The following is a 26,896-nucleotide window of genomic DNA, read 5'->3' as shown; positions in this document are numbered from 1 at the left end:
TTCAGCCGCCAGCTACCAGTCGCGCTGTCGGTCGGCTCCTCGGGCGATCCTCCGGGCTCCCGGCTTGCTGTGAGCCTGGACGCTTAAAGCCGCCCACTGGCGGCTGGCGGCTGGTCGCTAAAGCCTGCCAGCTTGCCTCTGCGGGCTTGAATCCGCCATGATCGACTCCATTGGATGTCAATTAACCGGTATTCCAGGGAGTTCGCCGATGCCCACCGCCCATCTCACCGCTCCGAGCGTCGATCCCGAGGAGCTCGCCTATTACGAGCGACTGGCGCATCGCTGGTGGGATGCCGAGGGGCCCTTCTGGCCGTTGCACCGGCTCAATGCCTTTCGGGTCGGCTATCTCCGCGAGCGTCTGGCGGCGGTGTTCGGGCGTGATGCGCGGGATGCACGCCCGTTCGCCGGACTGCGGGTGCTCGATATCGGCTGTGGCGGGGGCATCCTCAGCGAGTCGATGGTGGCGCTCGGCGCCGAGGTCACCGGGATCGACATCACCGAGAAGACCCTGAGGGTCGCGCGCATGCATGCCGAGGCGGGTGGGCTTGCGATCGACTATCGGCTGGCGAGTGCCGCCGAGATGCGCGAGTCCGGCGCGACCTTCGACGTGGTGCTCAACATGGAGGTGCTCGAGCATGTCGAACGCCTGCCCGACTTCCTCGCCGACAGTGCCGAGCTGGTGCGCCCCGGCGGGGTGATGCAGGTCTCGACCATCAATCGCACCCCGATCGCCTGGCTGATGGCGATCATCGGTGCCGAGTACGTGTTGCGCTGGCTGCCGCGCGGTACCCATCGCTATCGCAAGCTGGTGCGTCCCGACGAGGTGCGCGGCGGACTCGGCGAGGGCTTCGATCTGTTGCACCAGACCGGTGTGCGGGTCAACCCCTTCACCCGCGCCTTTTCCTTTACCGATTGGATGGGCGTCAACTACATGATGCTGTTTCAGCGCGGCTGAGCCGGTTTCTCGGCTCGGGTCGCTGCGATGACGGTCCCGGGTTGCCGGGACATATGCATGGGGCGACGGAGGTCGCTCCGGATACCGAACGGTCGCAACGAGGGATGTCATGAGCGAAAACAAGCGGGAATTCGATCGATGGGTCGCGGCGATCAGCCGCGGTGGTCTCGGTCATGTCTATGTCCGTCTCTATCAGGACGCCCCGACCTGGGTGCGTGACATGGCGGTCAATCGCTACGGCAAGGGCACGGTGTTCCTGCCGGCGCAGCGGTTGCGCGCGAGTGCGCCGGTCGCGGCCTGAATTCAGTCGGCGCGCAGCGCCTCGACACGGATCCGCTCGGCGCTCACGCCGCCCGCCCTCAGGGCCTGCTCCAGGGTGCTGACGGTGACCTCCGGCCCCGCGAGATAGAGACGCTGGTGGTCGTGTGGCGGGTGTTCGTCGAGGATGCGCGCGGCGAGCCGGTCGGCGGGTGTGGCATCGAGCAGCGTATAGGTGAAGTCGTCCAGGGCGTCACCGAGCGCGCGCGCCCAGTGCGCCAGGTGATGCCCCTCGGGGGCGGCGGTCTCCCAGTAGAGGTGATAGCGGGGGATGGCGTCGATCGCGACCGCCTGCTCGATGAGGCTGCGGACCGGGGCGATGCCGTCGCCGCAGGCGATGAAGAGCGCCTCGTCGGTCGCTGACTCGTCGAGCACGAAGTCGCCGTAGGGCCCTTCCAGGTCGAGCCGTTGCCCCGGTTCCAGCCGGTCGTCGAAGAGTGCGCGGGCGAGTGCGTCGTCACCGGCGCGGATCAGGAAGCGCAGGTTGCGTCCGTCGCAGGGGCAGCTGGCGATCGGCAGTTCGCTCGGCGGCTCGCCCGGGCGTGCGAGCCGCGCGCGCTGACCGGCCATGAAGCGCAACAGCTGATTGCGCGGTGTCTGGATCTGGAGCGCGCGCAGCGTCGCTCCGATCGTCTCGACACGGCGCACGCTGACGCGAATGCGTTGCAGCGGCAGCTCGGCGCTCGAACGTGCCTCGCCGATCTCCAGGGTGAGATCGGTGAGCGCGGTATGGGCGCAGGTGAGCAGATAGCCGAGTCGGCGCTCGCGCGCGCCGATCGAGTAGTCGTGGGGCCTGATCTGGCGGGTCTCGCCGCTGACCAGCCGTGCCTTGCAGCCGCCGCAGTTACCGCTGGCGCAGCCGTGCTCGAGATGGATGCCGGCGCGCACCGCAGCCTCGAGCAGCGACTCCTCTCCCTCCACCAGGAAACTGTGTCCACTGGGGATCAGCCGTACCCGGGCGGCCAGGGTGCGCGCCGGTGCCGACCGCTCCGCGGGTGCCTCGTTGACGGGCAGTGCGGCGCGTGCCTCGGCGAGCCAGTGGCCGAGGGCCGCGAGTGCCGTGGGCAGCGTGGCGGGGTCGCTGGCGGAGAGCGCCGCGATCCGCTCGGCGACCTGCTCGATCAGTCCGCGCGCGGCCTCTCCGGCCTCGATCTCGTGCGCCAGTGCCGCGCTCAGCCGACGCGCCTGCTCGAGCAGGACGCGGGCGTCGGGCAGCGCGACCGGTTCGGGTTCGAGCCGGGGGCGGGCGTTGTCGACGATCTCGCGCACCTGTTCGAGCGCGCCCTCGTGCTCGAGGCTCAGGCTGGGGTAGAGGCGCAGCAGCTCGTGCGCGGCCACCTCACCCTCGAAGGTCGTCAGCTCGGCGCGGCGGATGCGTCGTTGCAGCTCGCCGCGGCTGACTCCGGCCAGCCGGGCGGCGCGCGAGAGCGTCAGGTAGGTCGTCACGGATACGCCTCCAGATGATTCGGCGTCTCAGGTGAGCAGGTAGTGCTTCTCCACCGGGTCGAGGATCTCCCAGGTGCAGTTGAGTCCGGCGGGAAAGCGGATCAGGTCGCCGCGACCGTACTCTCGTGGCGCACCGCCCTCGGGGGTGACGCGGAAGCGTCCGCGCACGATGTAGCAGGTCTCCTCCTGGCGGTAGTGCCAGGGAAAGGTCGCCACCTCGCGGCGCCACACCGGCCAGTGTTCCACGCCCATGACCTCGAGCTTGGCGGGGGAGGGGCGTTCGTGATGGATCTCGGTGTCGTCCATTGGTCTGGGGTCCGTGCTGCGCATGGTGTCGGGGATAGAGTCTGAGGTCGGCGGCCGATGCTTTCCACCCCGACAAGGATTGCCCGGCGAGTCGAGCTGGGCGACACTCCGTACCATGGACGATGTAAATGATTCTCCCGCCCTGGAGGTGCTCGCTCGTCGTCTGGGCGAGGCGTTGCGCGCGCGTGGCTGGCAGCTGGCGACGGCCGAGTCCTGTACCGGCGGCTGGGTGGCCAAGGTGATGACCGATGTCGCCGGCAGCAGCGCCTGGTTCGAGCGCGGCTTCATCACCTATTCCAATGACGCCAAGCGCGAGCTGCTCGGGGTCTCGGACGACGCGCTCGAGCGCTATGGCGCGGTGAGCGAGCGGGTGGTCGCCGAGATGGTGAGCGGCGCGCTCGCCCGCAGTCGCGCCGAGGTTGCGGTGGCGGTCAGTGGCATCGCCGGGCCGGGTGGCGGTACGGCCGACAAGCCGGTCGGTACCGTGTGGTTCGCCTGGGGCTTTCCCGGCGAGGGCCCGACGGCGCGCTGTCTGTGTTTCGAGGGCGATCGTGAGACGGTGCGCGAGCAGGCGGTGCGCGCTGCGCTGTTGGGCCTGCTCGGCGGCCTCGGTGCCGATGGCTGAGCGCTGGTTCTTCGCGCTCTGGCCGGAGCCGGCGCTGCGTCGGGCGCTGCTCGGGCGCATGCCGTGCTGGCTGCCGCCGGGTGGGCGCGCGACCCACGGCGAGGACCTGCACCTGACGCTGGTCTTTCTCGGTGCGTTGACGCCGCCGCAGCTCGATGCGGTGAACGCGGCGGCACAGCAGGTCGCGGCGGCGCCCTTCGAGCTGGTGCTCGATCGGTTGGGTCATTTCGCGCGTGCCGGCGCGGCCTGGTGCGCGCCGCAGCGGGTGCCGGAGTCGCTGCTGGCGTTGCAGTTGGCGCTGGTCGAGGCGCAGTGCGCCTGTGGCTTGACCCCGGAGCCGCGGTCCTATCGGCCGCACCTGACGCTGGCGCGTCGCAGCACGGCGCCGCGGGCGGCGTTCGGGGCGCCGCTGCGCTGGCCGGTGCGCGAGTTCGTGCTCGCTCGCAGCGTTCCGGGGTGTGTGCCGCGCTATCGGGTCGAGCGGCGCTGGTCGCTGCGTCCCGGCTATGACTTGAGCATGCCGCCTATGCGATAATCAGCGATGATTCGCGCGGCCCGCTCGAAAGATCACGAGACACGAACCGACCGACACGCGATCGCCCCGGGCGACGCGCGGCGGGCGGCTGCGCTCAAGAGTTGACGGAGATCCAATGGACGACAATCGCAAGAAGGCGTTGGCCGCCGCGCTGACCCAGATCGAGAAGCAGTTCGGCAAGGGCTCGGTGATGCGCATGGGCGATGCCGGCGCGGTGCGCAACATCGAGGCGATCTCCACCGGTTCGCTGGGGCTGGACATCGCCCTCGGCATCGGCGGCCTGCCCAAGGGGCGGGTGGTCGAGATCTACGGCCCCGAGTCCTCGGGCAAGACCACCCTCACCCTGCACGTGGTCGCCGAGGTACAGAAGCTCGGCGGCACCGCGGCCTTCGTCGATGCCGAGCACGCGCTCGACCCGGTCTATGCCGAGAAGCTCGGGGTGCAGATGGAGGACCTGCTGGTGTCGCAGCCCGACACCGGCGAGCAGGCGCTCGAGATCACCGACATGCTGGTGCGCTCGGGGGCGGTCGACGTGGTGATCGTCGACTCGGTCGCGGCGCTCACCCCCAAGGCCGAGATCGAGGGCGAGATGGGTGACTCGCACGTCGGTCTGCAGGCGCGGCTGATGTCGCAGGCGCTGCGCAAGCTCACCGGCAACATCAAGCGCTCCAACTGTCTGGTGGTCTTCATCAACCAGATCCGCATGAAGATCGGGGTGATGTTCGGCTCGCCCGAGACCACCACCGGCGGCAACGCGCTCAAGTTCTACTCCTCGGTGCGGCTCGACATCCGTCGTATCGGCAGCATCAAGAAGAGCGACGAGGTGGTCGGCAGCGAGACCAAGGTCAAGGTGGTCAAGAACAAGGTCGCGCCGCCGTTCAAGCAGGTCGAGTTCGATATCCTCTACGGCCAGGGGATCTCGCGCGAGGGCGAGATCATCAGCCTGGGCGTGGCCGAGGGCATCGTCGACAAATCCGGCGCCTGGTACAGTTACCAGGGCAATCGCATCGGCCAGGGCAAGGACAACGTCCGCGCCTTCCTCTGCGAGAACCCCGAGCTGGCCCAGGAGATCGAGGCGAAGATCCGCGCCAAGCTGTTGCCCCAGCCGAGCGAGGCGACGGCCGAGGCCGTGGCCCCGGCGGAGGACTGATCCTGGACGATCACCCTGCCAGCACCCTCCTCGATGCCGACCTGCTCGCCGAGATCGAGCGGGCGGCGCTACGTCTGCTCGCCATGCGCGAGCACTCGCGGCTGGAGCTCTCGCGCAAGCTCGTCTCGCGCGGCTTCGAGGTCGCTGCCCTCGCCCCCGTGCTCGATCGGCTCGAGGCCGAGGGCGCGCTCGACGAGTCGCGTCTGGTCGAGCGCTATGTCGCCGAGCGGGTGGAGAAGGGCTTCGGGCCGCTGCGCATCCAGGCCGAGTTGAACGACAAGGGTGTGGCCGATACCTTGATCGAGCCCCAGTTACGGCACCTGCGCGAGGCGTGGCCGGAGCATCTCGCCGCGCTCCATGCGCGCCGCTTCGGTGATGCGCCTCCCGCCGATCGTGCCAGCTATGCCAAGCGCGCACGCTTTCTGACGCGGCGCGGTTTCCCCACGGACATGGTCCGGCGCCTGCTGCGCTGGAACGACTGACCGAACCGCCCGCGCGGTTCATTCGAGAACTCCCACATGACTACGAGTGCAGAGCTTCGAGCGAGCTTCCTTGATTATTTCGCGCAACGCCAGCATGAGCAAGTGCCCTCCAGCCCGCTGGTACCCGCCAATGATCCGACCCTGCTGTTCACCAACGCCGGAATGGTCCAGTTCAAGGATGTCTTCCTCGGTCGCGAGCGGCGGGGCTATTCGCGGGCGGTCACCGCGCAGCGCTGTGTGCGTGCCGGCGGCAAGCACAACGACCTCGAGAACGTCGGCTACACCGCCCGGCATCACACCTTCTTCGAGATGCTCGGCAACTTCAGCTTCGGTGACTACTTCAAGCGCGAGGCGATCGGCTTCGCCTGGCAGTATCTGACCGGCGAGCTGGGGCTGCCCGCCGAGCGGCTGTGGGTGACCGTCTACGAGGACGACGACGAGGCCGCCGACATCTGGCTCAAGGAGGTCGGGGTCTCGGCCGAGCGCTTCTCGCGCTGCGGCGCCAAGGACAACTTCTGGTCGATGGGCGACACCGGCCCCTGCGGTCCGTGCTCGGAGATCTTCTACGATCACGGTCCCGAGGTCGCCGGCGGTCCCCCTGGCTCGCCCGACGAGGACGGCGACCGCTACGTCGAGATCTGGAACCTGGTGTTCATGCAGTTCAACCGCGACGCCGAGGGCAACATGACCCCGCTGCCGCGTCCCTCGGTCGATACCGGCATGGGGCTCGAGCGTCTCGCCGCGGTGCTCCAGGGCGTGCACAGCAACTACGACATCGATCTGTTCCGCAATCTCATCGCCGCCGCCGCCGAGGCGACCGGCTGCGAGGATCTCGGCGACAAGTCGCTGCGGGTGATCGCCGATCACATCCGCTCGAGCGCCTTCCTCATCGTCGACGGGGTCACCCCGGGCAACGAGGGGCGCGGCTATGTGCTGCGTCGGATCATGCGTCGCGCGATCCGTCACGGCTATCGTCTCGGCCAGTCGCAACCCTTCTTCCATCGTCTGGTGGCGGCGCTGGTCGCCGAGATGGGTGCGGCCTATCCCGAGCTGGTGGCGGCGCAGGCGCACGTCGAGCGGATCGTGCTGCTCGAGGAGGAGCGCTTCGCCGAGACCCTCGAGCACGGTATGCGCATCCTCGACGAGGCGATCGCCGGGCTCGCAGGCGAGCGCACCATCCCCGGCGAGACGGTGTTCAAGCTTTATGACACCTACGGCTTCCCCACCGACCTGACCGCCGACATCGCCCGTGAGCGCGGGCTCGGCGTCGACCTCGAGGGCTTCGAGGCGGCGATGGCCGACCAGAAGGCGCGTGCCCGTGCGGCCAGTCAGTTCAGCGGTGGGCAGGACGTCGAGATCGATCTCCAGGGCGAGACCGAGTTCCGCGGCTACGAACGCTGCGAGGACGAGGCCACGGTGGTCGCGCTCTATCGCGACGGCGAGTCCTGCGACTCGCTGGGTGCCGGCGAGCGCGGCATGGTGATCCTCGACCTCACCCCCTTCTACGGCGAGTCCGGCGGCCAGGTCGGCGACCGTGGCTGGATCGCGAGTAGCGGCGGGCGCTTCGAGGTCACCGACACCCTGAAGAAGGGCGGCGCCCTGGTCTGCCACCTCGGCGAGCTGCGCGAGGGCGAGCTGCACGTCGGTGACGCGGTGCGCGCCGAGGTCGACGCCGAGCGGCGTCGCGCCATCGCGCTCAACCACTCGGCCACCCATCTGCTCCATGCGGCGCTGCGCCGGGTGCTCGGCGAGCACGTGCAGCAGAAGGGCTCGCTGGTCGGTCCCGAGCGGCTGCGCTTCGACTTCTCGCACTTCGAGCCGGTCTCGCGCGAGCAGTTGCGCGAGATCGAGCGCCTGGTCAACAGCCAGATCCGCGCCAATCACCTGGTCGAGACCCGCATCATGAGCCTGGAGGACGCCAAGGCCTCCGGGGCGATGGCGCTGTTCGGCGAGAAGTATGCCGATCAGGTGCGGGTGCTGCGGATGGGCGAGTTCTCGGTCGAGCTCTGTGGCGGTACGCACGTCAAGGCGGTCGGTGACATCGGTCTGATGAAGATCGTCTCCGAGGCCGGCATCGCCTCCGGGGTGCGCCGCATCGAGGCGGTAACCGGCGCCGGGGCGCTCGACTGGGTCGAGGCCGACGAGTCGCGGGTGCTGCGTATCGCCGGGCTGCTCAAGGGTGCCCGCGAGGACGTCGACGAGCGTGTCGAGCAGCTGCTCGAGCGCAGCCGTCGGCTGGAGAAGGAGCTCGAGCAGCTCAAGTCCAAGCTCGCCAGCGCCGCCGGTCAGGACCTCGCCGCCCAGGCCGAGGAGATCGCCGGGGTGCGGGTGCTCGCCGCCGAACTCGAGGGCGCCGATCCCAAGGGGCTGCGTGAGACGGTCGACCAGCTCAAGGACAAGCTCGGCTCGGCGGTGATCGTGCTCGCCACCGTCGCCGAGGGCAAGGTCGCGCTGGTCGCCGGCGTCACCAAGGATCTCACCGGCCAGTTCAAGGCCGGTGAGCTGATCCGCGAGGTCGCGGCCAAGGTCGGCGGCAAGGGCGGCGGTCGGCCCGACATGGCGCAGGCCGGGGGCAGCGACCCCGATGCATTGCCCGAGGCGCTGGCGCTGGTGCGCGACTGGGTCGCGCAGCGCAGCGCCGCCTGATGCGGCAATCGGGCCGGGATCCCCGGCCCATCACCGGGGACCGTCGGGCGGCATCGCGTCGCCGACGGTCCCATCGTTTCAATCGGGGAGACCTGAAAGACGTGCTTGGCAGGAGTAGTCGATGGCGCTGATCGTCCAGAAATACGGCGGGACGTCGGTCGGGAGTGTGGAGCGTATCCAGGCGGTGGCCGATCGGGTCAAGCGCTGGCGCGACCAGGGTAATCAGGTGGTGGTGGTGGTCTCGGCGATGTCCGGCGAGACCGACCGACTGATGGGCCTGGCCAGACAGATCCAGATGCGGCCCGAGCCGCGCGAACTCGATGTGCTGCTCTCCACCGGTGAGCAGGTCACCATCGCGCTGTTGAGCATGGCGCTGGCCGCGCGCGGCTGTCCGGCGCGCTCCTACACCGGCGCTCAGGTGCACATCCTCACCGACAGCGTGCACAACAAGGCGCGCATCCGCGACATCGATGCGGCGCGTGTCGGCGCCGATCTGGAGGCCGGGCGCGTGGTGGTGGTCGCCGGGTTCCAGGGGGTCGACGAGAGCGGTGACATCACCACCCTCGGACGCGGTGGCTCGGATACCTCGGCGGTGGCGATCGCCGCCGCGCTCAAGGCCGACGAGTGCCAGATCTATACCGATGTCGACGGTGTCTACACCACCGATCCGCGGGTCGAACCCAAGGCGCGCAAGCTCGACCGCATCACCTTCGAGGAGATGCTGGAGATGGCCAGTCTCGGCTCCAAGGTGTTGCAGATCCGCTCGGTGGAGTTCGCCGGCAAGTACCAGGTCCCCCTGCGCGTGCTCTCCAGCTTCGGCGAGGGCGAGGGCACGCTGATTACCTTCGAGGAAGATGAAGTGGAAGACGCAAAGATCGCCGGCATCGCCTTCAGCCGTGACGAGGCCAAGCTGACCATCCTCGGCGTGCCCGACCGTCCCGGTGTGGCGCACGAGATCCTCGGCGAGATCGCGGCGGCCAACATCGAGGTCGACATGATCATCCAGAACGTCGCCGCCGAGGAGGCGACGACGGACTTCACCTTCACCGTCCAGCGCGGCGACTATGCGCGGGCGCTGGAGATCCTGCAGGCGCGCGCCGAGGCGCTGGGCGCGCGTCAGGTGCTCGGCGACGAGCAGATCGTCAAGATCTCGCTGGTCGGCGTCGGCATGCGCAGTCATGCCGGGATCGCCAGTCGGATGTTCGAGACCCTGGCGCGCGAGGGGATCAACATCCGCATGATCTCGACCTCCGAGATCAAGATCTCGGTGGTGGTCGACGAGCGCTATCTCGAACTCGGCGTGCGCGCGCTGCACGACGCCTTCGGTCTGGATCAGGGCGGCGAGGTCTAGGCTCGCGGCAATCCTGCTGCCGCACCGCCGGGTCTCGGCGGGGCGGCATGTCTCCGAGGTCGGAGAGGGCGGCACGTGATGGATCGATCGCAATCCGGTCGGGGGCGTGCCGACCGCGCCTCTCCGCTTTTTGTCGATCTCCATGAACGGCGTCTCGTCGCTGCAGCCGTGGGACGTCTATGCTGGCGCTGCGCGGTCGAGAGCGTGAGCGGTCGTGCGACGGTGGCTACCAGTCATCGGGAACCCAACGGATTTCGCCTTGGATTCACGCACAAGAGACAAATGTCAATGAACCTGAGCAAATTGCCATGGAATAGCCGTGGCAGTTGCTAAGCTTCCGTCATGGGGCATGGGGTCCCGGGCGGAATCGGGTGTAAACACCCGCCGGATGACGCCGCAGGAGTCGGGTTGAGTCGCCGGTTTGGGTATTACCATCAAGCTGGAAAGGGAAACTAAAGGGAGAACGTAGCGATGTTGATCTTGACTCGTCGGGTCGGCGAAACCCTCATGGTTGGTGACGAAGTCACCGTTACAGTCCTTGGCGTCAAGGGCAATCAGGTGCGCATCGGTGTCAACGCTCCGCGTGACGTCGCGGTCCACCGTGAAGAGATCTACGAGCGCATCAAGCGCGAACAGGCCGAGACCACCCCGGGTGTCGCGGTGGTCGATCAGGGTGGCCAGATCGAGTGATTGGCAACCGGGTAAAGAGTGGGTTATAATCACTCGCCCAAGCACGATAGCCCCTGATCGACGCGTCGAATGGCTAAAGGGGTCCTGTGACCCGGTGTATCTTCCAGATCCCGGGTCATCGCACGAGGCGGTTATGCTAAACCGTTGCTCATGCATGGAGAGATGGCCGAGTGGCTGAAGGCGCTCCCCTGCTAAGGGAGTATGGGGTTAATAGCTCCATCGAGGGTTCGAATCCCTCTCTCTCCGCCACACACCGAAAAACCCCGCGTGGTCGAGACCACGCGGGGTTTTTTGTTGTCCGCACCTTGGTGTTGGACACCGTCCGTTCTCAGTACTTGCCGAGCGCCTTCATGATCAGCTTGTGGATGCTGTGATAGGTCAGCCCGGGCTTGAGATACATCACCGCGCAGGTCCCTGTGCGCAGGTTGATACCGCGCTCCCTGGCCGTTGCCACGGCCTCGGGGGTGTCGTGCGCCATATGGATCCAGACATCCTTGATGCCGGCGTCGGCGGCGCGCGCCACCCAGTCGGCGCACTCCTGTTTCGGGGTCTCGATGATCAGGCCCTCGACCGCGCCCGGCAACGATGCCAGGTCGGCGAAGCTCGGATCGCCGTCGATCTCGCTGGTGCTGGGGTCGACGGCATAGACGGTCTTGCCGAGCTTCTTGAGTCGACGATAACTGAGGATGGGGAAGGGTTTGTTCGCCGAGCGCCCGACGAGCGCGAAGCTGCCGAGCTGGAAGAAGGTCTCGTGATTCGATGCCATGCTGATGCTCCAATGCCTGGGGGGGAGCGCGAGCCGTCCGTGGGTCGGTGGGGTCGCGCGTGCCTGGGGACGATCTCTCCGTGCAGATCGTTGGGCGCACTCTAGAGCGTGGAGTGGGGCCGCGTCCTTGCGGCTCGTCAACCCGGACTCAGCGCATCAGCAGAGTGGGGATGCGCGCCGAGCGCAGCAGGTCGGTGGTCTTGCTGCCGAAGAGCAGGGTGCGCAGCGGTGAATGGGCATAGGCGCCCATGATCAGCAGGTCGATGTCCTGGGCGATCACGGTCTGGGCGATGACGCTCTCGGCGTCGCCCGGGATCAGCCAGGCGGGGGCATCGAAGCCGGCGGACTCGAGCCGTTGGCGTGCCCAGTCGAGCTGCTTGCGCGCATCGCCACGGGCCTTGCCCGACATCAGCAGGTGCACGGTGAGCCCCTGGAACAGCGGGCTCGCGGCGACCATCTCGACGCCCTGACGGGTGGCGGCGCTGCCGTCGAAGGCGACCATCACCCGTTGCGGCTCCTTGAATCCCTCGGTGACGGTGAGGATCGGGCGGTGCAGTGCGCGCACCATGCGCTCGACGTTGCGCCCGAGATCGCGCTGGGTGGTCTCGGCAGCGGTGCCGCGCCGCCCGAGCACGAACAGCCGTACCCCGTCCTCCTGCTCGACCAGGGTCTCTTCGAGCGCGCCGTGACGCTGGCGGATGTCGGGCGAGGGGACTCCGGCAGCGGTGGCGCGCTCGCGCAGCCGGTTGAGAAACAGCCGGCCGCGCTCGCGGGCGTCGCGGCTGCGGGTCTCGTCCTGGTTCGACAGCTCGGTGAGCAGCGTCTCCTGGGCGCCGATGCCGATCGCGCCGCTGTGGTCGACGCCGGTGGCGATCTCGGGGTGACGGCTGAGGATGTGGAGGAACTCCAGCGGCGCATTCATGCGCTGCGCCGCCCAGGCGGCATAGTCGGCGACATAGTCGGCGAAGCGCGACTGGTCGACACAGGCCAGGATCTTCTCGTCAGTATGCATCTTGCTGTCTTCCTTCCTCAGTGACCCATGAGCTGTTCGACGGCCTCGGGCTTGTCGTGCTCCGCGAAGCGATCGACCATGGTCGCGCTCGCCTCGTTGAGCCCGATCACCTCGACCTCGGTGCCCTCGCGGCGGAACTTCAACACCACCTTATCGAGAGCGCTGACCGCGGTGATGTCCCAGAAGTGCGCGCGGCTGACGTCGATGCGCACTCGCTCGATCACCTCCTTGAAGTCGAACGAGGCGACGAAGCGTTCGGCCGAGGCGAAGAACACCTGACCGACCACCCGATAGGCGCGGACCCGACCCTCGTCCTCGGCGTGCGAGCCGACATAGAGCACCTTGCCCACCTTGTGGGCGAAGAAGAAGCCCGAGAGCAGCACCCCGACCAGCACGCCCTGAGCCAGGTCATGGGTGGCGACGACCACCGCCACGGTGGCGATCATCTCGATGCTGGAACTCTTGGGATGTTCGCGCAGGTTGCGGATCGAGGCCCAGTTGAAGGTGCCGATCGAGACCATGATCATCACCGCCACCAGCGCGGCCATCGGGATCTGCGCCACCCAGTCGCCGGCGAAGACCACCAGCATCAGCAGCACGACGCCGGCCGTCAGGGTCGAGAGCCGGCCGCGCCCCCCCGACTTCACGTTGATCACCGACTGACCGATCATCGCACAGCCGGCCATGCCGCCGAGAAAACCCGAGGCGATGTTGGCCGTACCCTGGCCGACGCACTCGCGATTCTTGTTGCTCGACGAGTCGGTGAGATCGTCGACGATCGAGGCGGTCATCATCGACTCGAGCAGACCGACCGCCGCCAGGGTGAGCGAGACCGGGAAGATGATCGCCAGGGTCTCGAGGTTGAGCGGCACCTCGGGGAGCAGGAAGATCGGCAGGGTGTCGGGCAGCTCGCCCATGTCGCCGACGGTACGGATGTCGAGCCCGAGGGCGATCGAGACTGCGGTGAGCACCACGATGGTGATCAGCGGTGAGGGCACGGCGCGGGTCAGGTAGGGGAAGAGATAGATGATCCCCAGCCCGGCGGCGACCATCGCATAGACCTCCCAGGGCATGCCGATCAGCTCCGGGAGCTGGGCCATGAAGATCAGGATCGCCAGGGCGTTGACGAAGCCGGTGATCACCGAGCGCGAGACGAAGCGCATCAGTGAGCCCAGGCGCAACCAGCCGGCAAGGATCTGCAGCACGCCGGTGAGGATGGTGGCGGCGAGCAGGTACTGCAGCCCGTGATCCTTCACCAGGGTGACCATCACCAACGCCATGGCGCCGGTGGCCGCCGAGATCATCCCCGGTCGACCGCCGGCGAAGGCGATCACGGTGGCGATGCAGAAGGAGGCATAGAGCCCGACCTTGGGGTCGACACCGGCGATGATCGAGAAGGCGATCGCCTCCGGGATCAGCGCCAGCGCGACCACCAGGCCGGCGAGCAGGTCGTTCTTGACGTTCGACAGCCAGTCCTGACGTATGGCGTTCATCATCGGCGGTTCCGTGGTTGGTGCGCGACGGCCGGACCCGGTGCGGAGCTGAGGCCGCCGGTCCAGCCGTCATGGCGGTGACTGTGATGCATCGAGACGGCTTGCCCCGGTCGCCAGCGACGGCCGAGGTCTGGGGGACGGCGAGTGCCCGGTGCCGGAATCAGTAAGCCCGGCTCGACCTCGGCCGCCGGTGCGGGCATCGGGCCGATCAGGTCTCGTCTGGTGGCATTATGAATGGACAGTCCGCGGACAGGGTGGCCGCGTGGATGACCTCGGCGCGGACGCGGGAGGCCGGGGCGTCTCGAAGGGCGGGCATTATACGGAGCCTGTTGCGATGCAACAAGCGGGCGAGGCCCAAGCTACCAGCTACCAGCTACCAGCTACCAGCTACCAGCTACCAAGAGGATTGAACCGCAAAGCCGCGAAGAATGCGAAGAACGCGAAGAGAAGGACGGCTTTGCGTGCGGAGAGCTGGCTTGTTTCGTACCGCCGCTGTTTTGCTGGCCTGACTTGAGCCCGTTTGCTGAAGGCTGGGCTGGGGCCCATGACCTGAAGGCCGCGAGTTGTACCTTGTCGTAACGGCGGGAGAAGCCGGCCTATTGGACTGGAGGCTGATGGCTGATGGCTGAAAGCTGATCACTCTTTTCCGCGGATGCGCCTCCAGCGGCCAGCTGACAGCCGCCAGTGTGGAGGTTGCGCCCATGACCTGGAAGCCGTGGGTTGTACCTTGCCGTAACGGCGGGAGAAGCCGGCCTACTGGTGGCTGACGGCTGATCGCCCTTTTCCGCGAATCAGCCGCCAGCTACCAGCCGCCAGTGGGGAGTGGTGCCGCTGCCGGGACCTCGTCTCCATCACGTCTTCTTCGCGGCCTTCGCGGCTTTGCGGTTCGAATCAGCTTCCAGCGATCAGCCTCCAGCCTCCAGCAGGGGAGGCTGGTGTGCATGATCGACGGTTGACGGGCAAGACGGTATCTCGCGGCTTTGCGGTTCAAACTTCCTGGCGGCTGGCGGCTGGCGGCTGGCGGCTGGCGGCTGGCGGCTGGCGGCTGGCGGCTAGTCGCTGACGCGCTTGAAGGTCGAGGGATAGATGGCGGTGGCCATCCACTCCGGCATCTCCGGGGTGATGTCGCGCTGCAGCAGATAGCTGGTGGCGAGGGTCTCGACACCGTCGCGCAGCTGAACCGTGCCGACGAAGCCCGAGACCCAGTGCCAGGACGGATCGGGTTCGCCCTCGAGGCTGCGCCAGCTCACCGAGAAGGCGCAGCTGATCGAGTCGCCGGTGGGCTCCGGGTCGGCCACCCCGACTACCGGATAGACGCCGCTGGCGCCGGTGTCGGAGCGGTACTGGCCGCGAAAGGTGCCGTCGGCGGCGATGGTGCCGATCTCCAGGGTGGAGCCGAATTCGTTGCGCCAGATCCCGCTCGCGCTGAGCGAGGCGCGGCGTGGCTGGGCGAGTGCGACCATGCGCTGACCGGCAGGGTTGGGATCGAACACGAAGACGCTGTAGAGGCGGTCGAGGAACAGCGATCCGGCCACCAGCAGCTCGTCGGGGAGTCCTTCGAGGTACTGCACCCCGACCTCCCAGCCGCCGTTGAGCGGCATGAAGTAGTCCGCGGGCGCGAGCCGGTAGTTGGTGTCGCCGAGCTGCAGTCGTAGCTCCGGATAGTCGGCGAGCGCTGCCGGATCGCTGACCCGCAAGGGGCGGCGACCGCGATCGGTGATCGCCGAGAGCATCCGCGCGATGATGGCCCGTCCACCCTTGATGCAGGACGAGCCGGTGTCGAGTGCCAGCGGCAGTGCGCCGCCCAGGGTCTCGCCGCCGACCTGCAGCTGGTCCAGACGTACCGTCCAGAGATAGTGCAGCTCGCCACTGATCGGGATCACCGGCAGGAGTTCGAGCGTGTCGGGGTCGAAACGATCGGGTTCGACCGCGCCCATCAGGCAGCGTCCCTCGCCGCGCTCCGGATCGAACCGGAAGGCAGCGATGGCGTGGTCGATCAATCCCTGTTTGCGCAACTGCTCGAGCAGCGCGCTCGGGGTGTCGCAGGGTACCGCAGGGATGCCGAGCCCGCCGTCGCAGGCCAGTCCGGCGAACTGTGCGCCGTCGTAGCTGACGCTGAGATAGATCCGCATCGCCTCGTCGAGTGCGCACAGCCGGGTCTCACCCGAGCAGGTGCGCTCGAGGTGGCAGATGTCCTCGCCGAGTACCACGCCCATCGATCCCCAGGGGCCGAAGGGCACGGAGGCCGGTGGCTCGGCGCAGGCGCGGTAGCTGGTCGAGTGCTCGGGATCGAAGGACCGATGGGCCTGGCAGGCGTCGCTGGCGCAGCAGCTGGCGGTGATCCAGGTGTTGAGGGTGCCGGTGTCGAGCATGAAGCGCAGTGGTTGCGGCGGGGTGCCGAGGCCGAGGGTGGCGTACCACGGGGTCGCGCCATTGTCGGTCAGGGGGCCGCGCCGCAGTGCGAAGTCGATATGTGGCATCTGTCGGGCGGCGTGCGCGTCCATCCAGTCCGGCGCCGTGGCCGGGGTGAGTTCGAGGTGCTCGGTCATGCGGGAGACTCCGGGGGATGACAATCATTGGTCGGCGCGGGGGTGGCCAGGAGGACCCGATTGCGCCCCTGCTGCTTGGCGGCGTACATCGCCTGGTCGACCGCCTGGAACAGCGCCTTGGTCGTGGCTGCATGAGTGGGGTAGGTGGCCACGCCGACGCTGATGGTGATATTGATCGGGGTATGCTCGGGAATCTGCATCGGGGTTCGGGCCACCGTGTCGCAGAGTCGCTCGGCCATCTGCAGTGCCTCCTGGGTATCGCTCTCGGGTAGCACGATCGCCAGCTCTTCGCCGCCGTACCGGGCGATATAGTCGGCCGTCCGCACCTGCTCCTGGAGCAGGCTGGAGAGCTGGCGCAGCACCGCGTCGCCGGCAAGGTGTCCGAAACGGTCGTTGACCGACTTGAAGTGATCGACATCGATCCAGAGCAGGCCGACGGTGTGTTGGTAGCGGCGGGCGGTAACCAGTTCGGCGTCGAGCTGCTGCTCGAGTTCGCGTCTGTTGTAGAGCCCGGTGAGCGGGTCGCGGATAGCCATCTGCTCGAGCGTCTGCTCCATGCGCTTGCGCTCGCTGATGTCGATGAGGATACCTTCGAGGAAGTGGGTGCCGTCGATCTCGGCCGCCTGCCCTTGCTCCCAGACCCAGACATCGTGCCCGTCCTGGTGACGGATGCGGTACTCGATCGCGAAGGGGCGGCCTTCGGCCTGCGCGAGTGCGACCTCGCTGGCAACCTGCTCGCGATCATCGTCGTGGATGATGGCGGCGAAGGAGAGACATCGGTTGTTGATGAATTCCTCGGGGTCATAGCCGGTGAGTCGACGACACCCTTGGGAGACGAACGCCATCGTCCAGAGTGGCTCGTCATGACAGCGATAGGCCATGCCGGGGAGGTTCGCCATCAGGGTGGCCAGCTGGCGCTCGCGTTCGACCAGTGCCTTCTCGGCGCGCTTGTGTTCGGTGATGTCTCGACCGATGGCGATCAGGCCATTGATCTTGCCCTGCTCGTCGTACAGGCGCCCAGAGTTCCAGGTAATGATCTTGAAGGTACCATCCTTGGCGCGAATACGACTCTCGAAGCCGCTGACCACCTGGTCACGGGCCAGCATGTCGTCGACCTTCGAGTAGACCTGGGCGCGATAGCCCGGGTCGGGATAGAGCCACTCCCAGATCTTGTGGTGGTTCAGCACCTCATCGCGACCGTAGCCGGTGATGCGTTCGGCGGCCTGGTTCCAGACGGTCACACGACCGTGTTCGTCAAGCACGTTGATCCAGACGTGTGCGGTGTCGATGATGCTTTCGCGGAACTGGCTGAGCATGCGCAGCTCGGTGCGCTGGGCGGTGTCCTGGAGGAGGTACTCGGTGTGGCGCTGGTGATTGTGGCGCAGCAGCATGAAGAGCGCGAGCGCGGTGGCAAGGACGAAGATCAAGTCCTTGCCGAGCTGAGCGTGACGCAACAGTTCGGAGTCCTCAAGCCAGGCTCCCAATGCCATGTCCGAGCAAAGGATCCAAGTCGCGCCGGCGATCGCATAGAGCAGCGCGGCTGTGGATGCCTTGCAGTATCCGGCCTCCGGCCCTTGCGGTTGTGCCATCCCGTTTCCCTGCACAATAAAGGCGATCCGTTAACGATAACGGGATCCTGGGCGCCGGCGCTACCGCGTTTGTAGAGTCAAAGTGTGGACGACAGCACAGCTGAGGGGAATGAATGAATGCTGTGCGATTGGCCTATCCCCAGGAAAGGGGTCGCGCCGTCGAGAGGAGGATGGTGGAGCCGAGGGGGATCGAACCCCTGACCTTCGCATTGCGAACGCGACGCTCTCCCAGCTGAGCTACGGCCCCGGAACGGTCGTCGATCGCACCATCGCGGGACGACCGACTAACGTACTCATTGTGCGCTCGATCCTGGGGCAAGGCAAGCCCCAGCGGGTGGGGCCTGCCTGTCACAGTGGAGACCGGCTCAGGACTGGAGGACCATCAGCTCGAGGACCGCCTTGCTGCCGAAGTAGGCAAGGATCAGCAGGGCGAAACCGCCCAGCGTCCAGACGATCGCGGTACGCCCCCGCCAGCCCTTGAGGAAGCGTCCGATCAGCAGGCCGCCGAAGAGCAACCAGGCGAGCACCGAGAGCACCGTCTTGTGCACCAGGTGCTGGGCGAACATGTCCTCGAGGAAGGCGAAGCCGCTGAGCAGCGCCAGGGTGAGCAGCACGAAGCCGGCGCTGATCATCTCGAACAGCAGGCTCTCCATGGTCTGCAGCGGCGGCAGGGTGCGGACGAAGCCGCCGGGCTGACGGCGGTGCAGGTGACGGTCCTGGATGGCAAGCAGGATCGCCTGGCCGGCGGCCAGGGTCAGCAGGCTGTAGGCGAGCATCGACAGCAGCACGTGGATCTTCAACGACCAGGAGGCGGTCGGGTGCATGAAGCTGACGTCGGTGAAGATTGCCGAGAGCATCAGGGTCAGGGCGGCCACCGGGAGCAGGATCAGTCCCAGGTTGTCGACCGGCTTGGTCAGGCTCGAGACCAGCAGCAGCGCGATCACGGTCCAGGAGGTGAGCGCCAAGGCATTGTAGAAACCGAGGTTGAGTCCGGCATGGCTGAAGATGGTCTCCCACAGCAGCCAGGCATGCAGTGCCGAGCCGAGGAAGCCGATGCCGAGCGCGAGCGCCCGTTGCGGGATCCAGCCATCCTTCGACTTGAACAGACGCAGCCCGATGAAGGCGGCGGCGACCAGGTAGCAGAGGGTGGCGGCGACGGAGAGAAGGGGATGGCTCATAGGTGGTACATTCGCAGAAGGCGTTGGGACGAATACGGCGCAGCTGGTGACATCCTTGCCGGCCTGTTAGATGGGCGGTTGCCGGGGTGCCTGGCGCTGGTCCTGGGCATGGCGGCAACCTGTCGGGCGCGGCGCGCGCGAGGGTGGCGCGTCACGGAGGCCGGGGCCGCCGTTGCACCGATCGGCGCTCGAATCTTTCGGCACGATGATGTGTTGCATGGCCCAATCATGCCCTCGTGATGGGGCGCTTGACAACGACGCGGACCGCCTCGGCCGCCGCCGGTGCGGCGCGAGCAACGGGGGCGGCGAGCCTTGCGGGGCGCCGCGCGCGGCGGGTCGGTCGCGGCGCTGGGCTGTAGAGTCCGCTGCAAACGCTGCATTATACTCGCAGGTTAAGCTGTAAGCCGTGGTGGCACGGGACTTTTCATCACCCGCGCCTGGCGCGGCAAAGACTTCGAGGCAGAGCATGTTCGAGAATCTCCAGGACCGGTTCGCCGGCGTCCTGAATAACCTGCGTGGTCAGGGGCGACTGACCGAGGACAACATCAAGGACGCGGTGCGCGAGGTGCGCATGGCCCTGCTCGAGGCGGACGTGGCCCTGCCGGTGGTACGTCGTTTCGTCGAGGAGGTGCGCGAGAAGGCGCTGGGCGAGACCGTATCAAAGAGTCTGACCCCTGGTCAGGTGCTGATCAAGATCGTCAACGACGAGCTGGTCTCGCTGATGGGCGAGGCCAACGAGTCGCTCGATCTCTCGGCGCAGCCGCCGGCGGTGGTGCTGATGGCCGGCCTGCAGGGCGCGGGCAAGACCACCAGTGTCGGCAAGCTCGCGCGCTGGTTGCAGGAGAAGCAGAAGAAGTCGGTGATGGTGGTCAGCTGTGACGTCTACCGCCCGGCGGCCATCGACCAGCTCGAGACCGTTGCCGGAGAGGTCGGCGCCGAGTTCTTCCCCAGCAGCGGCGAGCAGGATCCGGTCGAGATCGCCACTGCCGCGCTCGCCCAGGCGCGCAAGCGTTTCAAGGACGTGCTGATCGTCGACACCGCCGGTCGACTCCACGTCGACCCGGCGATGATGGACGAGATCAAGGCCGTCCACGCCGCGCTCGATCCGGTCGAGACCCTGTTCGTGGTCGACGCCATGACCGGTCAGGACGCGGCCAATACCGCCAAGGCCTTCGATGAGGCGTTGCCGCTGACCGGCGTGGTGCTGACCAAGACCGATGGTGATGCGCGCGGTGGCGCGGCGCTGTCGATCCGCCAGATCACCGGCAAGCCGATCAAGTTCCTCGGCACTGGCGAGCGCTCGACCGCGCTCGAGCCCTTCCATCCCGACCGCGTCGCCTCGCGCATCCTCGGCATGGGCGACGTGGTCTCGCTGGTCGAGGAGGTGCAGTCCAAGGTCGATCAGGATCAGGCCGAGAAGCTGGTGCGCAAGCTCAAGAAGGGCAAGGACTTCGACCTCGCCGACTTCAAGGAGCAGCTCGACCAGATGGTCAAGATGGGCGGCATGATGGGGCTGATGGACAAGCTGCCGGGGATGAACCAGGTCCCCGATCACCTCAAGGACAAGGCCAGCGACAAGGAGTTGGGCAAGCTGATCGCCATCATCAACTCGATGACCCCGCACGAGCGTCGTTTCCCGGCGCTGATCAAGGGTTCGCGCAAGCGGCGCATCGCTGCCGGTTCGGGGACCCAGGTGCAGGATGTGAACAAGCTGCTCAAGCAGTTCACCCAGATGCAGAAGATGATGAAGAAGATGAAGGGCGGCGGCATGGCCAAGATGATGCGCGCCATGCAGGGCAAGATGCCCGGCGGCTTCCCCGGTGGCGGCGGTGGTTTCCCGCCCGGCGGCATGCCCCCGGGGGGCGGTTTCCCGATGTAGCCGCTGTCGACCGGGGCGATGGGCATTGCCCCGGTTCGAGCCAGAAGGCGGGCATGAAAAAAGGGGTCTTGCGAAGGCAAGACCCCTTTTTCGTAAAGGTGGCGCTCCCTAGGGGATTCGAACCCCTGTTACCGGCGTGAGAGGCCGACGTCCTAACCACTAGACGAAGGGAGCGGCGCAGCAAAGAAGCGCGTATTATACCGGGATCAGGTAAGAGTACAAGCGTCTGTTACCATTCTTCTTCCAACCGGCGGCGTCGCGCCCCGAAGTCCCGTCCGGGACCGTCACGCGGACCCCGCCCAGCGCCCAAGGAATGCGCCCATAACGGTGATGCAGGAATCCGATAACGACATCACGCGGACCCCGTCCGCGACGACGCCCCTGATTGTGCCGCGTCCCGAGCACGGGATCTCGCGCGCCAACATCAGCGCCAATGCTCTCAAGGTGCTGTACCGGCTCAAGCAGGAGAACTTTCAGGCCCATCTCGTCGGCGGCGGGGTGCGCGACCTGTTGCTCGGTCACGAGCCCAAGGACTTCGACGTGGCCACCGACGCCACGCCCGAGCAGGTCCGCCAGGTCTTTCGCAACTGTCGGCTGATCGGGCGCCGCTTCCGTCTCGCCCATGTGCACTTCGGTCGCGAGATCATCGAGGTCGCCACCTTCCGCGGCAACGGTGAGGGTGAGGCGGAGGAGGGCGAGCGCTGTGTCGAGAACGGCATGATCGTTCGCGACAACGCCTATGGCACCATCGCCGAGGATGCACTGCGGCGCGACTTCACCATCAACGCGCTCTACTACAACATCCAGGACTTCTCGCTGATCGACTATGCCGATGGCCTGGCCGACCTGCGCGCCGGCAAGCTGCGTCTGATCGGCGATCCGCAACAGCGCTATCGCGAGGATCCGGTGCGGATGCTGCGGGCGGTGCGCTTTGCCTGCAAGCTCGGCTTCAGCATCGAGGAGGCCACCGAGCGCCCGCTGTTCGAACTCGGTCATCTGCTCGACGGGGTGCCGGCGGCGCGGCTCTTCGACGAGCTGATCAAGCTCTTCCACGCCGGCTATGGACTCGACGTCTTCGAGAAGCTGCGTCATTATGGCCTCTTCGCGCTGCTCTTCCCGGATACCGAGGCGGCGCTCGCGTGCGAGGACCATGATTTCCCGATCACCCTGGTCAGCCGCGGTCTCGCCAACACCGATGCGCGCATCCAAGCGGGCAAGCCGGTCACCCCGGCCTTCCTGTTCGCCGTCCTGTTGTGGGAGCCGGTGCGCGCGGGGGTCGAGCGGATGGTCGCCGAGGGCATGCAGATCAACGAGGCGATGGTTCAGGTCAGCGCCGAGGTCTGTGTCCGTCAGCAGTCGCGGGTGGCGGTCCCCAAGCGCTTCTCGTTGCCGATGCGCGAGATCTGGGCACTGCAGCCGCGATTCGAGCAGCGCGAGGGCAAGCGCCCGTTCCGGCTGCTGACCCATCCGCGGTTCCGTGCCGCCTACGATTTCCTGCTGTTGCGTGCCGAGGCCGGCGAGGTCGATCGGGAGCTGGCCGAGTGGTGGACCCGCTTCCAGGATGCCAGTGGCCAGGAACGGGCGAGCATGGTCGAGGGTGGCGCGCGCCGTCGCCGGCCACGGCGGCGGCGTCGGCGTAAGTCGGGTGGCGCCAGCAGCAATGGTGGGGGCGAGTCGAGCGCCGGTGCGGCCAAGGGCGCGCAGTAACGCCGCCGCCCCGGCCTTTCATTATTCCGAAGTACCTAGACCCCGGAGTCGCCGATGTCCGCTTCACCGACCACTGTCGCCTCCCTCGCCGCCATGAAGGCACGCGGCGAGCGGATCGCCGTCCTCACCTGCTATGACGCCACCTTCGCCCGTCTGCTCGACGAGGCCGGGGTCGAGGTGATGCTGGTGGGGGATTCGCTGGGGATGGTGCTGCAGGGGCACCCGACCACGGTTCCCGTGACCCTCGACCAGATGGTCTATCACACCGCTTGTGTTACCCGGGGATCGAGTCGTGCGCTGGTGGTCGCGGACCTGCCGTTCATGTCCTACGCCACGCCGGAGCGCGCCCTCGAGAGCGCCTCGCGCCTGATGCAGGAGGGCGGGGCGCAGATGGTCAAGCTCGAGGGCGGTGAGCCCTATCTCGATACCGTGCGCCAACTGGTCGCGCAGGGTGCGCCGGTGTGCGCCCATCTCGGGCTGCAGCCGCAATCGGTCAACCAGCTCGGAGGCTATCGCTTCCAGGGGCGCGACCATGCCTCGGCCGAGCGTATCCGCCACGACGCGCTGGCGATGCAGGACGCCGGCGCCTCGCTGCTGGTGCTCGAGTGCGTTCCCCAGGCGCTCGCCGGCGAGATCGCCCGCACCCTGACCATCCCGGTGATCGGCATCGGCGCCGGGGCCGAGTGCGACGGCCAGGTGCTGGTGCTGCAGGACATGCTCGGGCTCAACCCGGGGCGCGCCCCCCGCTTCAGTCGCGACTTCACGGTCGCCGGCGGTTCGGTGCGCGGTGCCGTCGACGCCTATGTCGCCGCGGTGCGCGAGGGCAGTTTCCCGAGCGCTCCCGAGATCGCCTACTAGGTCCACGTACTCGTGGACCCGGGGCGCGGGCGGAACCCGATCCGCTCGCGTCTCGCGCCGTCGTCCGGCCGCCGAGCAGCGGCGCCGGCCCCGGTCGCTTCCTGACCCCGACCTCTGCGTCGGGGCCGGCAGCCTTCAGTGCTGCGGGTGGACATCGCTCCGCGCGGTGTCCGTGTCGTCCAATGGACATTGCCGAATGTCGCGGCGAGCGCGGCGTCGATGACCGATCATTGCCCGATCGGTGCGGCGGCGTGTCGTGGCGTCTCGCGGGCCCGATCCCGGGTCCCGTACACCGATCTGAACCAACCGAGAGATCAATGGAGCGTATCGAGCATCTTCCCAATCTGCGCGCGCGTCTGGCCGAGTGGCGCGCCGCCGGTGAGCGCATCGCCCTGGTGCCGACCATGGGCAATCTGCACCAGGGCCATCTGACCCTGGTGCGCGCGGCGGCCGAGCGTGCCGACCGGGTGGTGGCGAGCATCTTCGTCAACCCGCTGCAGTTCGGTCCCGGCGAGGATCTCGATGCCTATCCGCGTACCCCGGAGGCCGATCGCGACAAGCTCGCCGCGGGCGGCTGCGATCTGCTCTTCGCGCCGGCGGTGGAGACCATCTATCCCAACGGCCAGACGGGGCAGACCCGGGTCGAGGTGCCGGGGATCTCGGCGCTGTTTTGTGGCGCCAGCCGTCCCGGTCACTTCGTCGGCGTGGCGACCATCGTCTGCAAGCTGTTCAACATGGTGCAGCCCGACGTGGCGGTGTTCGGCGAGAAGGACTTCCAGCAGCTGCTGGTGATCCGGCGCATGGTCGAGGACCTGTCGATCCCGGTGGCGATCCATGGTGTCGAGACCGTGCGCGAACCCGACGGGCTGGCGCGCAGCTCGCGCAATGCCTATCTCACCGCCGCCGAGCGTGAGCGCGCGCCGGCACTCAACCGGGTGCTCGACGAGGCCGCTGCGGCAGTGCGCGCCGGTCGTCCGTTCGTCGAACTCGAGCTGGCAGCCTGCCGGGCGCTCGAGGCCGAGGGCTTTGCGCCCGAGTACTTCAAGGTCTGTCGTGCCGCCGATCTCGCGCCGCCGGAGAGCGACGAGCGCGACCTGGTGATCCTCGCCGCCGCACGGCTGGGACGGGCGCGACTGATCGACAATCGCCGGGTGCGTCGCTGATTCAATGCGCCCGGGGCGTTCGGTCAGGCCGTCTCCGGGCGCGGCGCGTGTCCGATGCTGCGTCGCAGCAGGGGACGCGCTAGACTAGCCTGGTCATCACATCGAATGTCCGCCGTCGGACGACGGCCGACCTGGTCCCGCTGGGGCCCATCAGAGGATTGGATACATGCATTTGACCTTGCTGAAGTGCAAGCTGCATCGCGCTTGCGTGACGCACTCGGAGTTGGACTACGAGGGCTCCTGCGCCATCGACGACGAGCTGCTGGCGCTGGCCGGGATCCGCGAGTACGAGCAGATCCAGATCTACAACGTCACCAACGGTGAGCGCTTCACCACCTATGCGATCCGTGCCGAGGCCGGTTCGCGGGTGATCTCGGTCAATGGTGCGGCGGCGCACAAGGCCGCGCCCGGTGATCGGGTGATCATCTGTGCCTTCGCCACCATGACCGAGGCCGAGGCCGACGCCCACAAGCCGGCGCTGGTCTATCTCGACGAGCGCAACCAGGTGCTGCGCACCGGCGATGCCATCCCCGCCCAGGCCGCCTGAGCCTGGACGCCCGGTTCAGGCCGACAGCACGTCGGCCTGAACCCCTCTCTCCTCCAGCGCCGCCTCGTAGAGTTGCAGATAGTGCTGCGCGCTGGCCTCCCAGCTGAAGTCCTGCATCATCCCGGTGGTGGCCAGTCTGCGCCATTGTTCCGGCTGTTCGCGATAGAGACGGCGGGCCTGATCGACCGCGGCGTGCAGCTCCTCGGGCCGCGAGCGCTCGAACAGGAAGCCGGTGGCGGTGCCCGCGGCGAGCGTCTCGGCATCGACCGGGGTGATGGTGTCGGCCAGACCGCCGGTGCAGTGGGCAATCGGCGGGGTGCCGTAGCGCAGGCTGTAGAGCTGGTTGAGCCCGCACGGCTCGAAGCGCGAGGGCATCAGGAAGGTGTCGCAGCCGGCCTCGATGCGGTGCGCGCGCATCTCGTCATAACCGATGAGCACGCCGACCTGGCGCGGATAGGTCCTGGCGACCTCGTGCAGCGCCTGTTCGGTGTGACGATCGCCGACGCCCTGCAGCACCACCTGCACGTTGGCGTCCTGCAGCAGGTCGGGCAGGATGGCGAGGATCAGGTCCACCCCCTTCTGTTCGACCAGTCGCCCGACATAGCCGAGCAGGAAGGCCTCCTCGTGACGCGGCAGGCCGAACTCGCGCTGTAGTTCGAGCTTGTTCTCGGTCTTCAGCCCGAAGTGTTCGGCATCGAACTGTTGCAGGATCATCGGATCGGTCTGCGGATCCCACACCCCATAGTCGATGCCGTTGAGGATGCCGCTGAAGCGTCCGCCGAGCTGGCGCAGCAGCCCGTCGAGGCCGCAGCCGAAGCGCGGCGTGCGGATCTCGTCGGCATAGGTCGGGCTGACGGTGTTGACCCGGTCGGAGAAGACGATGCCGCCCTTGATGAAGGACATGCGCTGATGGAACTCGATCCCGGCGACGTTCCACAGCGCCGCAGGCAGGCCGATGCGATCGAAGGTGGCGCGATCGAACAGCCCCTGGTAGGCGAGGTTGTGGATGGTGAAGACGGTGGCCGGGCGCTCGGGCAGGTCGTGCATCAGCGCCGGGGTGAGTCCGGTTTGCCAGTCGTTGGCATGCAGCACTTCGGGACGCCAGCCCACCGCCGGCAGCCCCATGGCCAGTTGTGCGAGGGTGCGACAGAACAGCAGGAAGCGCTCGGGGTTGTCGCCCCAGTCGCGACCGCTGATATCGGTATAGGGGCTGCCCTCGCGGTGGAAGTAGTCCGGGGCGTCGACCAGATAGACGGGCAGACCATGGTCCGGGTGCAGACCCTCGACGATGCGCACGCTGGTGCGCGCGCCGGGGATGCGCAGCTCGCAACGCGTCTTCGGCTCGAGCAGCTGACGCAGCGCGCTCGGATAGCCGGGCATGATCAGCCGCGCGTCGTGGCCGAGCTGGCGCAGCGCCGCCGGCAGGCTCGCAGCGACGTCGGCCAGACCGCCGGTCTTGATCAGCGGGTGCGCCTCGCTGCTCGCAACGAGGATGCGCAGTCCGTCCGGGTCCGGCAGGGCAGGGGAGATCGGGGGAACGGGGAGTTCCATGAACGGTCCTTGGGCTACGGGCGTCGCGGCGGGAAGTGCCGGGCCCGGCTTGGCAATAGGGTGACAGCCTTCAAATTATCATATTTGTGCACCAGCGAGA

Annotated in this window: 23 protein-coding genes and 3 tRNA genes; 15 read left to right on the top strand and 11 right to left on the bottom strand. The window is 67.3% G+C overall.

Annotation, left to right across the window (positions count from 1 at the left end):
* Nucleotides 1-208 precede the first annotated feature (208 nt).
* A complete protein-coding gene (gene ubiG, locus EBL84_RS03035) occupies nucleotides 209-955 on the top strand; it encodes a bifunctional 2-polyprenyl-6-hydroxyphenol methylase/3-demethylubiquinol 3-O-methyltransferase UbiG (protein WP_123139467.1) in 747 nt (248 codons plus the stop codon).
* A gap of 109 nt (nucleotides 956-1,064) precedes the next feature.
* Nucleotides 1,065-1,256, top strand: a complete 192-nt coding sequence (locus EBL84_RS03030; RefSeq protein ID WP_123139466.1) for a hypothetical protein — start codon at nucleotides 1,065-1,067, stop codon at nucleotides 1,254-1,256.
* A gap of 2 nt (nucleotides 1,257-1,258) precedes the next feature.
* Here EBL84_RS03030 and EBL84_RS03025 read toward each other — a convergent pair whose 3' ends face one another.
* The gene (locus EBL84_RS03025) at nucleotides 1,259-2,719 is read right to left on the bottom strand and encodes a 2Fe-2S iron-sulfur cluster-binding protein (protein WP_123139465.1); all 1,461 of its coding nucleotides are present in this window, start codon (nucleotides 2,717-2,719) and stop codon (nucleotides 1,259-1,261) included.
* A 27-nt stretch (nucleotides 2,720-2,746) separates the two neighbouring features.
* On the bottom strand, nucleotides 2,747-3,025 hold the full coding sequence (locus EBL84_RS03020) for a cupin domain-containing protein (protein WP_123139464.1): 279 nt from the start codon (nucleotides 3,023-3,025) through the stop codon (nucleotides 2,747-2,749).
* Between the two features lie 115 nt (nucleotides 3,026-3,140).
* Here EBL84_RS03020 and pncC point away from each other — a divergent pair, with 115 nt between their 5' ends.
* From pncC to EBL84_RS02980, 8 genes are all read left to right on the top strand, one after another.
* Nucleotides 3,141-3,650 carry a nicotinamide-nucleotide amidase gene (gene pncC, locus EBL84_RS03015; RefSeq protein WP_123139463.1) on the top strand — a complete coding sequence of 170 codons (510 nt, stop codon included), beginning with the start codon at nucleotides 3,141-3,143 and terminating at the stop codon, nucleotides 3,648-3,650.
* Nucleotides 3,643-4,185, top strand: coding sequence for an RNA 2',3'-cyclic phosphodiesterase (gene thpR, locus EBL84_RS03010; RefSeq protein WP_123139462.1), 543 nt, complete (start codon nucleotides 3,643-3,645; stop codon nucleotides 4,183-4,185). Before pncC ends, thpR begins: the two co-directional genes overlap by 8 nt.
* A 115-nt stretch (nucleotides 4,186-4,300) precedes the next feature.
* A complete protein-coding gene (recA, locus tag EBL84_RS03005) occupies nucleotides 4,301-5,335 on the top strand; it encodes a recombinase RecA (protein ID WP_062275572.1) in 1,035 nt (344 codons plus the stop codon).
* A gap of 83 nt (nucleotides 5,336-5,418) precedes the next feature.
* Nucleotides 5,419-5,817, top strand: coding sequence for a regulatory protein RecX (locus EBL84_RS03000; protein ID WP_123139461.1), 399 nt, complete (start codon nucleotides 5,419-5,421; stop codon nucleotides 5,815-5,817).
* Nucleotides 5,818-5,853: 36 nt separating this feature from the next.
* Complete coding sequence (alaS, locus tag EBL84_RS02995; protein WP_123139460.1) at nucleotides 5,854-8,463, top strand: alanine--tRNA ligase; 2,610 nt, start codon at nucleotides 5,854-5,856, stop codon at nucleotides 8,461-8,463.
* Between the two features lie 121 nt (nucleotides 8,464-8,584).
* A complete protein-coding gene (locus EBL84_RS02990; RefSeq protein ID WP_123139459.1) occupies nucleotides 8,585-9,814 on the top strand; it encodes an aspartate kinase in 1,230 nt (409 codons plus the stop codon).
* Nucleotides 9,815-10,285: 471 nt separating this feature from the next.
* Nucleotides 10,286-10,504: a carbon storage regulator CsrA gene (gene csrA, locus EBL84_RS02985; protein WP_005224038.1), complete on the top strand. Its 219-nt coding sequence runs from the start codon at nucleotides 10,286-10,288 to the stop codon at nucleotides 10,502-10,504.
* Nucleotides 10,505-10,660: 156 nt separating this feature from the next.
* Nucleotides 10,661-10,753: transfer RNA gene (locus EBL84_RS02980), tRNA-Ser, on the top strand.
* Between the two features lie 79 nt (nucleotides 10,754-10,832).
* Here the strand turns inward: EBL84_RS02980 and EBL84_RS02975 are convergent.
* The 7 genes from EBL84_RS02975 to EBL84_RS02945 all read right to left on the bottom strand — a co-directional run bounded on the left by EBL84_RS02975 (nucleotide 10,833) and on the right by EBL84_RS02945 (nucleotide 19,091).
* A complete protein-coding gene (locus EBL84_RS02975) occupies nucleotides 10,833-11,270 on the bottom strand; it encodes a CoA-binding protein (protein ID WP_123139458.1) in 438 nt (145 codons plus the stop codon).
* Between the two features lie 148 nt (nucleotides 11,271-11,418).
* Nucleotides 11,419-12,282: a universal stress protein gene (locus EBL84_RS02970; RefSeq protein WP_062275565.1), complete on the bottom strand. Its 864-nt coding sequence runs from the start codon at nucleotides 12,280-12,282 to the stop codon at nucleotides 11,419-11,421.
* Nucleotides 12,283-12,299: 17 nt separating this feature from the next.
* The gene (locus EBL84_RS02965; protein ID WP_223806061.1) at nucleotides 12,300-13,778 is read right to left on the bottom strand and encodes a SulP family inorganic anion transporter; all 1,479 of its coding nucleotides are present in this window, start codon (nucleotides 13,776-13,778) and stop codon (nucleotides 12,300-12,302) included.
* 1,049 nt (nucleotides 13,779-14,827) lie between these two features.
* On the bottom strand, nucleotides 14,828-16,324 hold the full coding sequence (locus EBL84_RS02960) for an avidin/streptavidin family protein (protein WP_123139457.1): 1,497 nt from the start codon (nucleotides 16,322-16,324) through the stop codon (nucleotides 14,828-14,830).
* Nucleotides 16,321-17,814: a diguanylate cyclase gene (locus EBL84_RS02955; protein WP_190287866.1), complete on the bottom strand. Its 1,494-nt coding sequence runs from the start codon at nucleotides 17,812-17,814 to the stop codon at nucleotides 16,321-16,323. Before EBL84_RS02955 ends, EBL84_RS02960 begins: the two co-directional genes overlap by 4 nt.
* Nucleotides 17,815-18,084: 270 nt before the next feature.
* A tRNA-Ala gene (locus EBL84_RS02950) sits at nucleotides 18,085-18,160 on the bottom strand.
* A 118-nt stretch (nucleotides 18,161-18,278) separates the two neighbouring features.
* Nucleotides 18,279-19,091, bottom strand: a complete 813-nt coding sequence (locus tag EBL84_RS02945; protein ID WP_062275559.1) for an inner membrane protein YpjD — start codon at nucleotides 19,089-19,091, stop codon at nucleotides 18,279-18,281.
* A 466-nt stretch (nucleotides 19,092-19,557) separates the two neighbouring features.
* On the opposite strand from EBL84_RS02945, the gene ffh reads away from it, so the two are divergent.
* A complete protein-coding gene (gene ffh, locus EBL84_RS02940) occupies nucleotides 19,558-20,970 on the top strand; it encodes a signal recognition particle protein (protein ID WP_123139455.1) in 1,413 nt (470 codons plus the stop codon).
* A gap of 99 nt (nucleotides 20,971-21,069) precedes the next feature.
* Here the strand turns inward: ffh and EBL84_RS02935 are convergent.
* Nucleotides 21,070-21,144 (bottom strand) — tRNA-Glu (locus EBL84_RS02935).
* A 156-nt stretch (nucleotides 21,145-21,300) separates the two neighbouring features.
* Here EBL84_RS02935 and pcnB point away from each other — a divergent pair.
* From pcnB to panD, 4 genes are all read left to right on the top strand, one after another.
* Nucleotides 21,301-22,677 carry a polynucleotide adenylyltransferase PcnB gene (gene pcnB, locus EBL84_RS02930; RefSeq protein ID WP_123139454.1) on the top strand — a complete coding sequence of 459 codons (1,377 nt, stop codon included), beginning with the start codon at nucleotides 21,301-21,303 and terminating at the stop codon, nucleotides 22,675-22,677.
* A gap of 54 nt (nucleotides 22,678-22,731) precedes the next feature.
* On the top strand, nucleotides 22,732-23,535 hold the full coding sequence (panB, locus tag EBL84_RS02925) for a 3-methyl-2-oxobutanoate hydroxymethyltransferase (protein ID WP_123139453.1): 804 nt from the start codon (nucleotides 22,732-22,734) through the stop codon (nucleotides 23,533-23,535).
* Nucleotides 23,536-23,852: 317 nt separating this feature from the next.
* The gene (panC, locus tag EBL84_RS02920) at nucleotides 23,853-24,698 is read left to right on the top strand and encodes a pantoate--beta-alanine ligase (RefSeq protein ID WP_123139452.1); all 846 of its coding nucleotides are present in this window, start codon (nucleotides 23,853-23,855) and stop codon (nucleotides 24,696-24,698) included.
* A gap of 166 nt (nucleotides 24,699-24,864) precedes the next feature.
* A complete protein-coding gene (gene panD / locus EBL84_RS02915) occupies nucleotides 24,865-25,245 on the top strand; it encodes an aspartate 1-decarboxylase (protein WP_062275550.1) in 381 nt (126 codons plus the stop codon).
* 15 nt (nucleotides 25,246-25,260) lie between these two features.
* Here the strand turns inward: panD and glgA are convergent, their stop codons facing one another.
* A complete protein-coding gene (gene glgA / locus EBL84_RS02910) occupies nucleotides 25,261-26,796 on the bottom strand; it encodes a glycogen synthase GlgA (RefSeq protein ID WP_123139451.1) in 1,536 nt (511 codons plus the stop codon).
* Between the last annotated feature and the right edge of the window lie 100 nt (nucleotides 26,797-26,896).

The organism is Marichromatium sp. AB31, from assembly GCF_003718685.1.
GTDB lineage: Bacteria > Pseudomonadota > Gammaproteobacteria > Chromatiales > Chromatiaceae > Marichromatium > Marichromatium gracile.
Note: the sequence above shows the minus strand (reverse complement) of the source record. Positions and strands in the feature narration are given on the sequence as shown.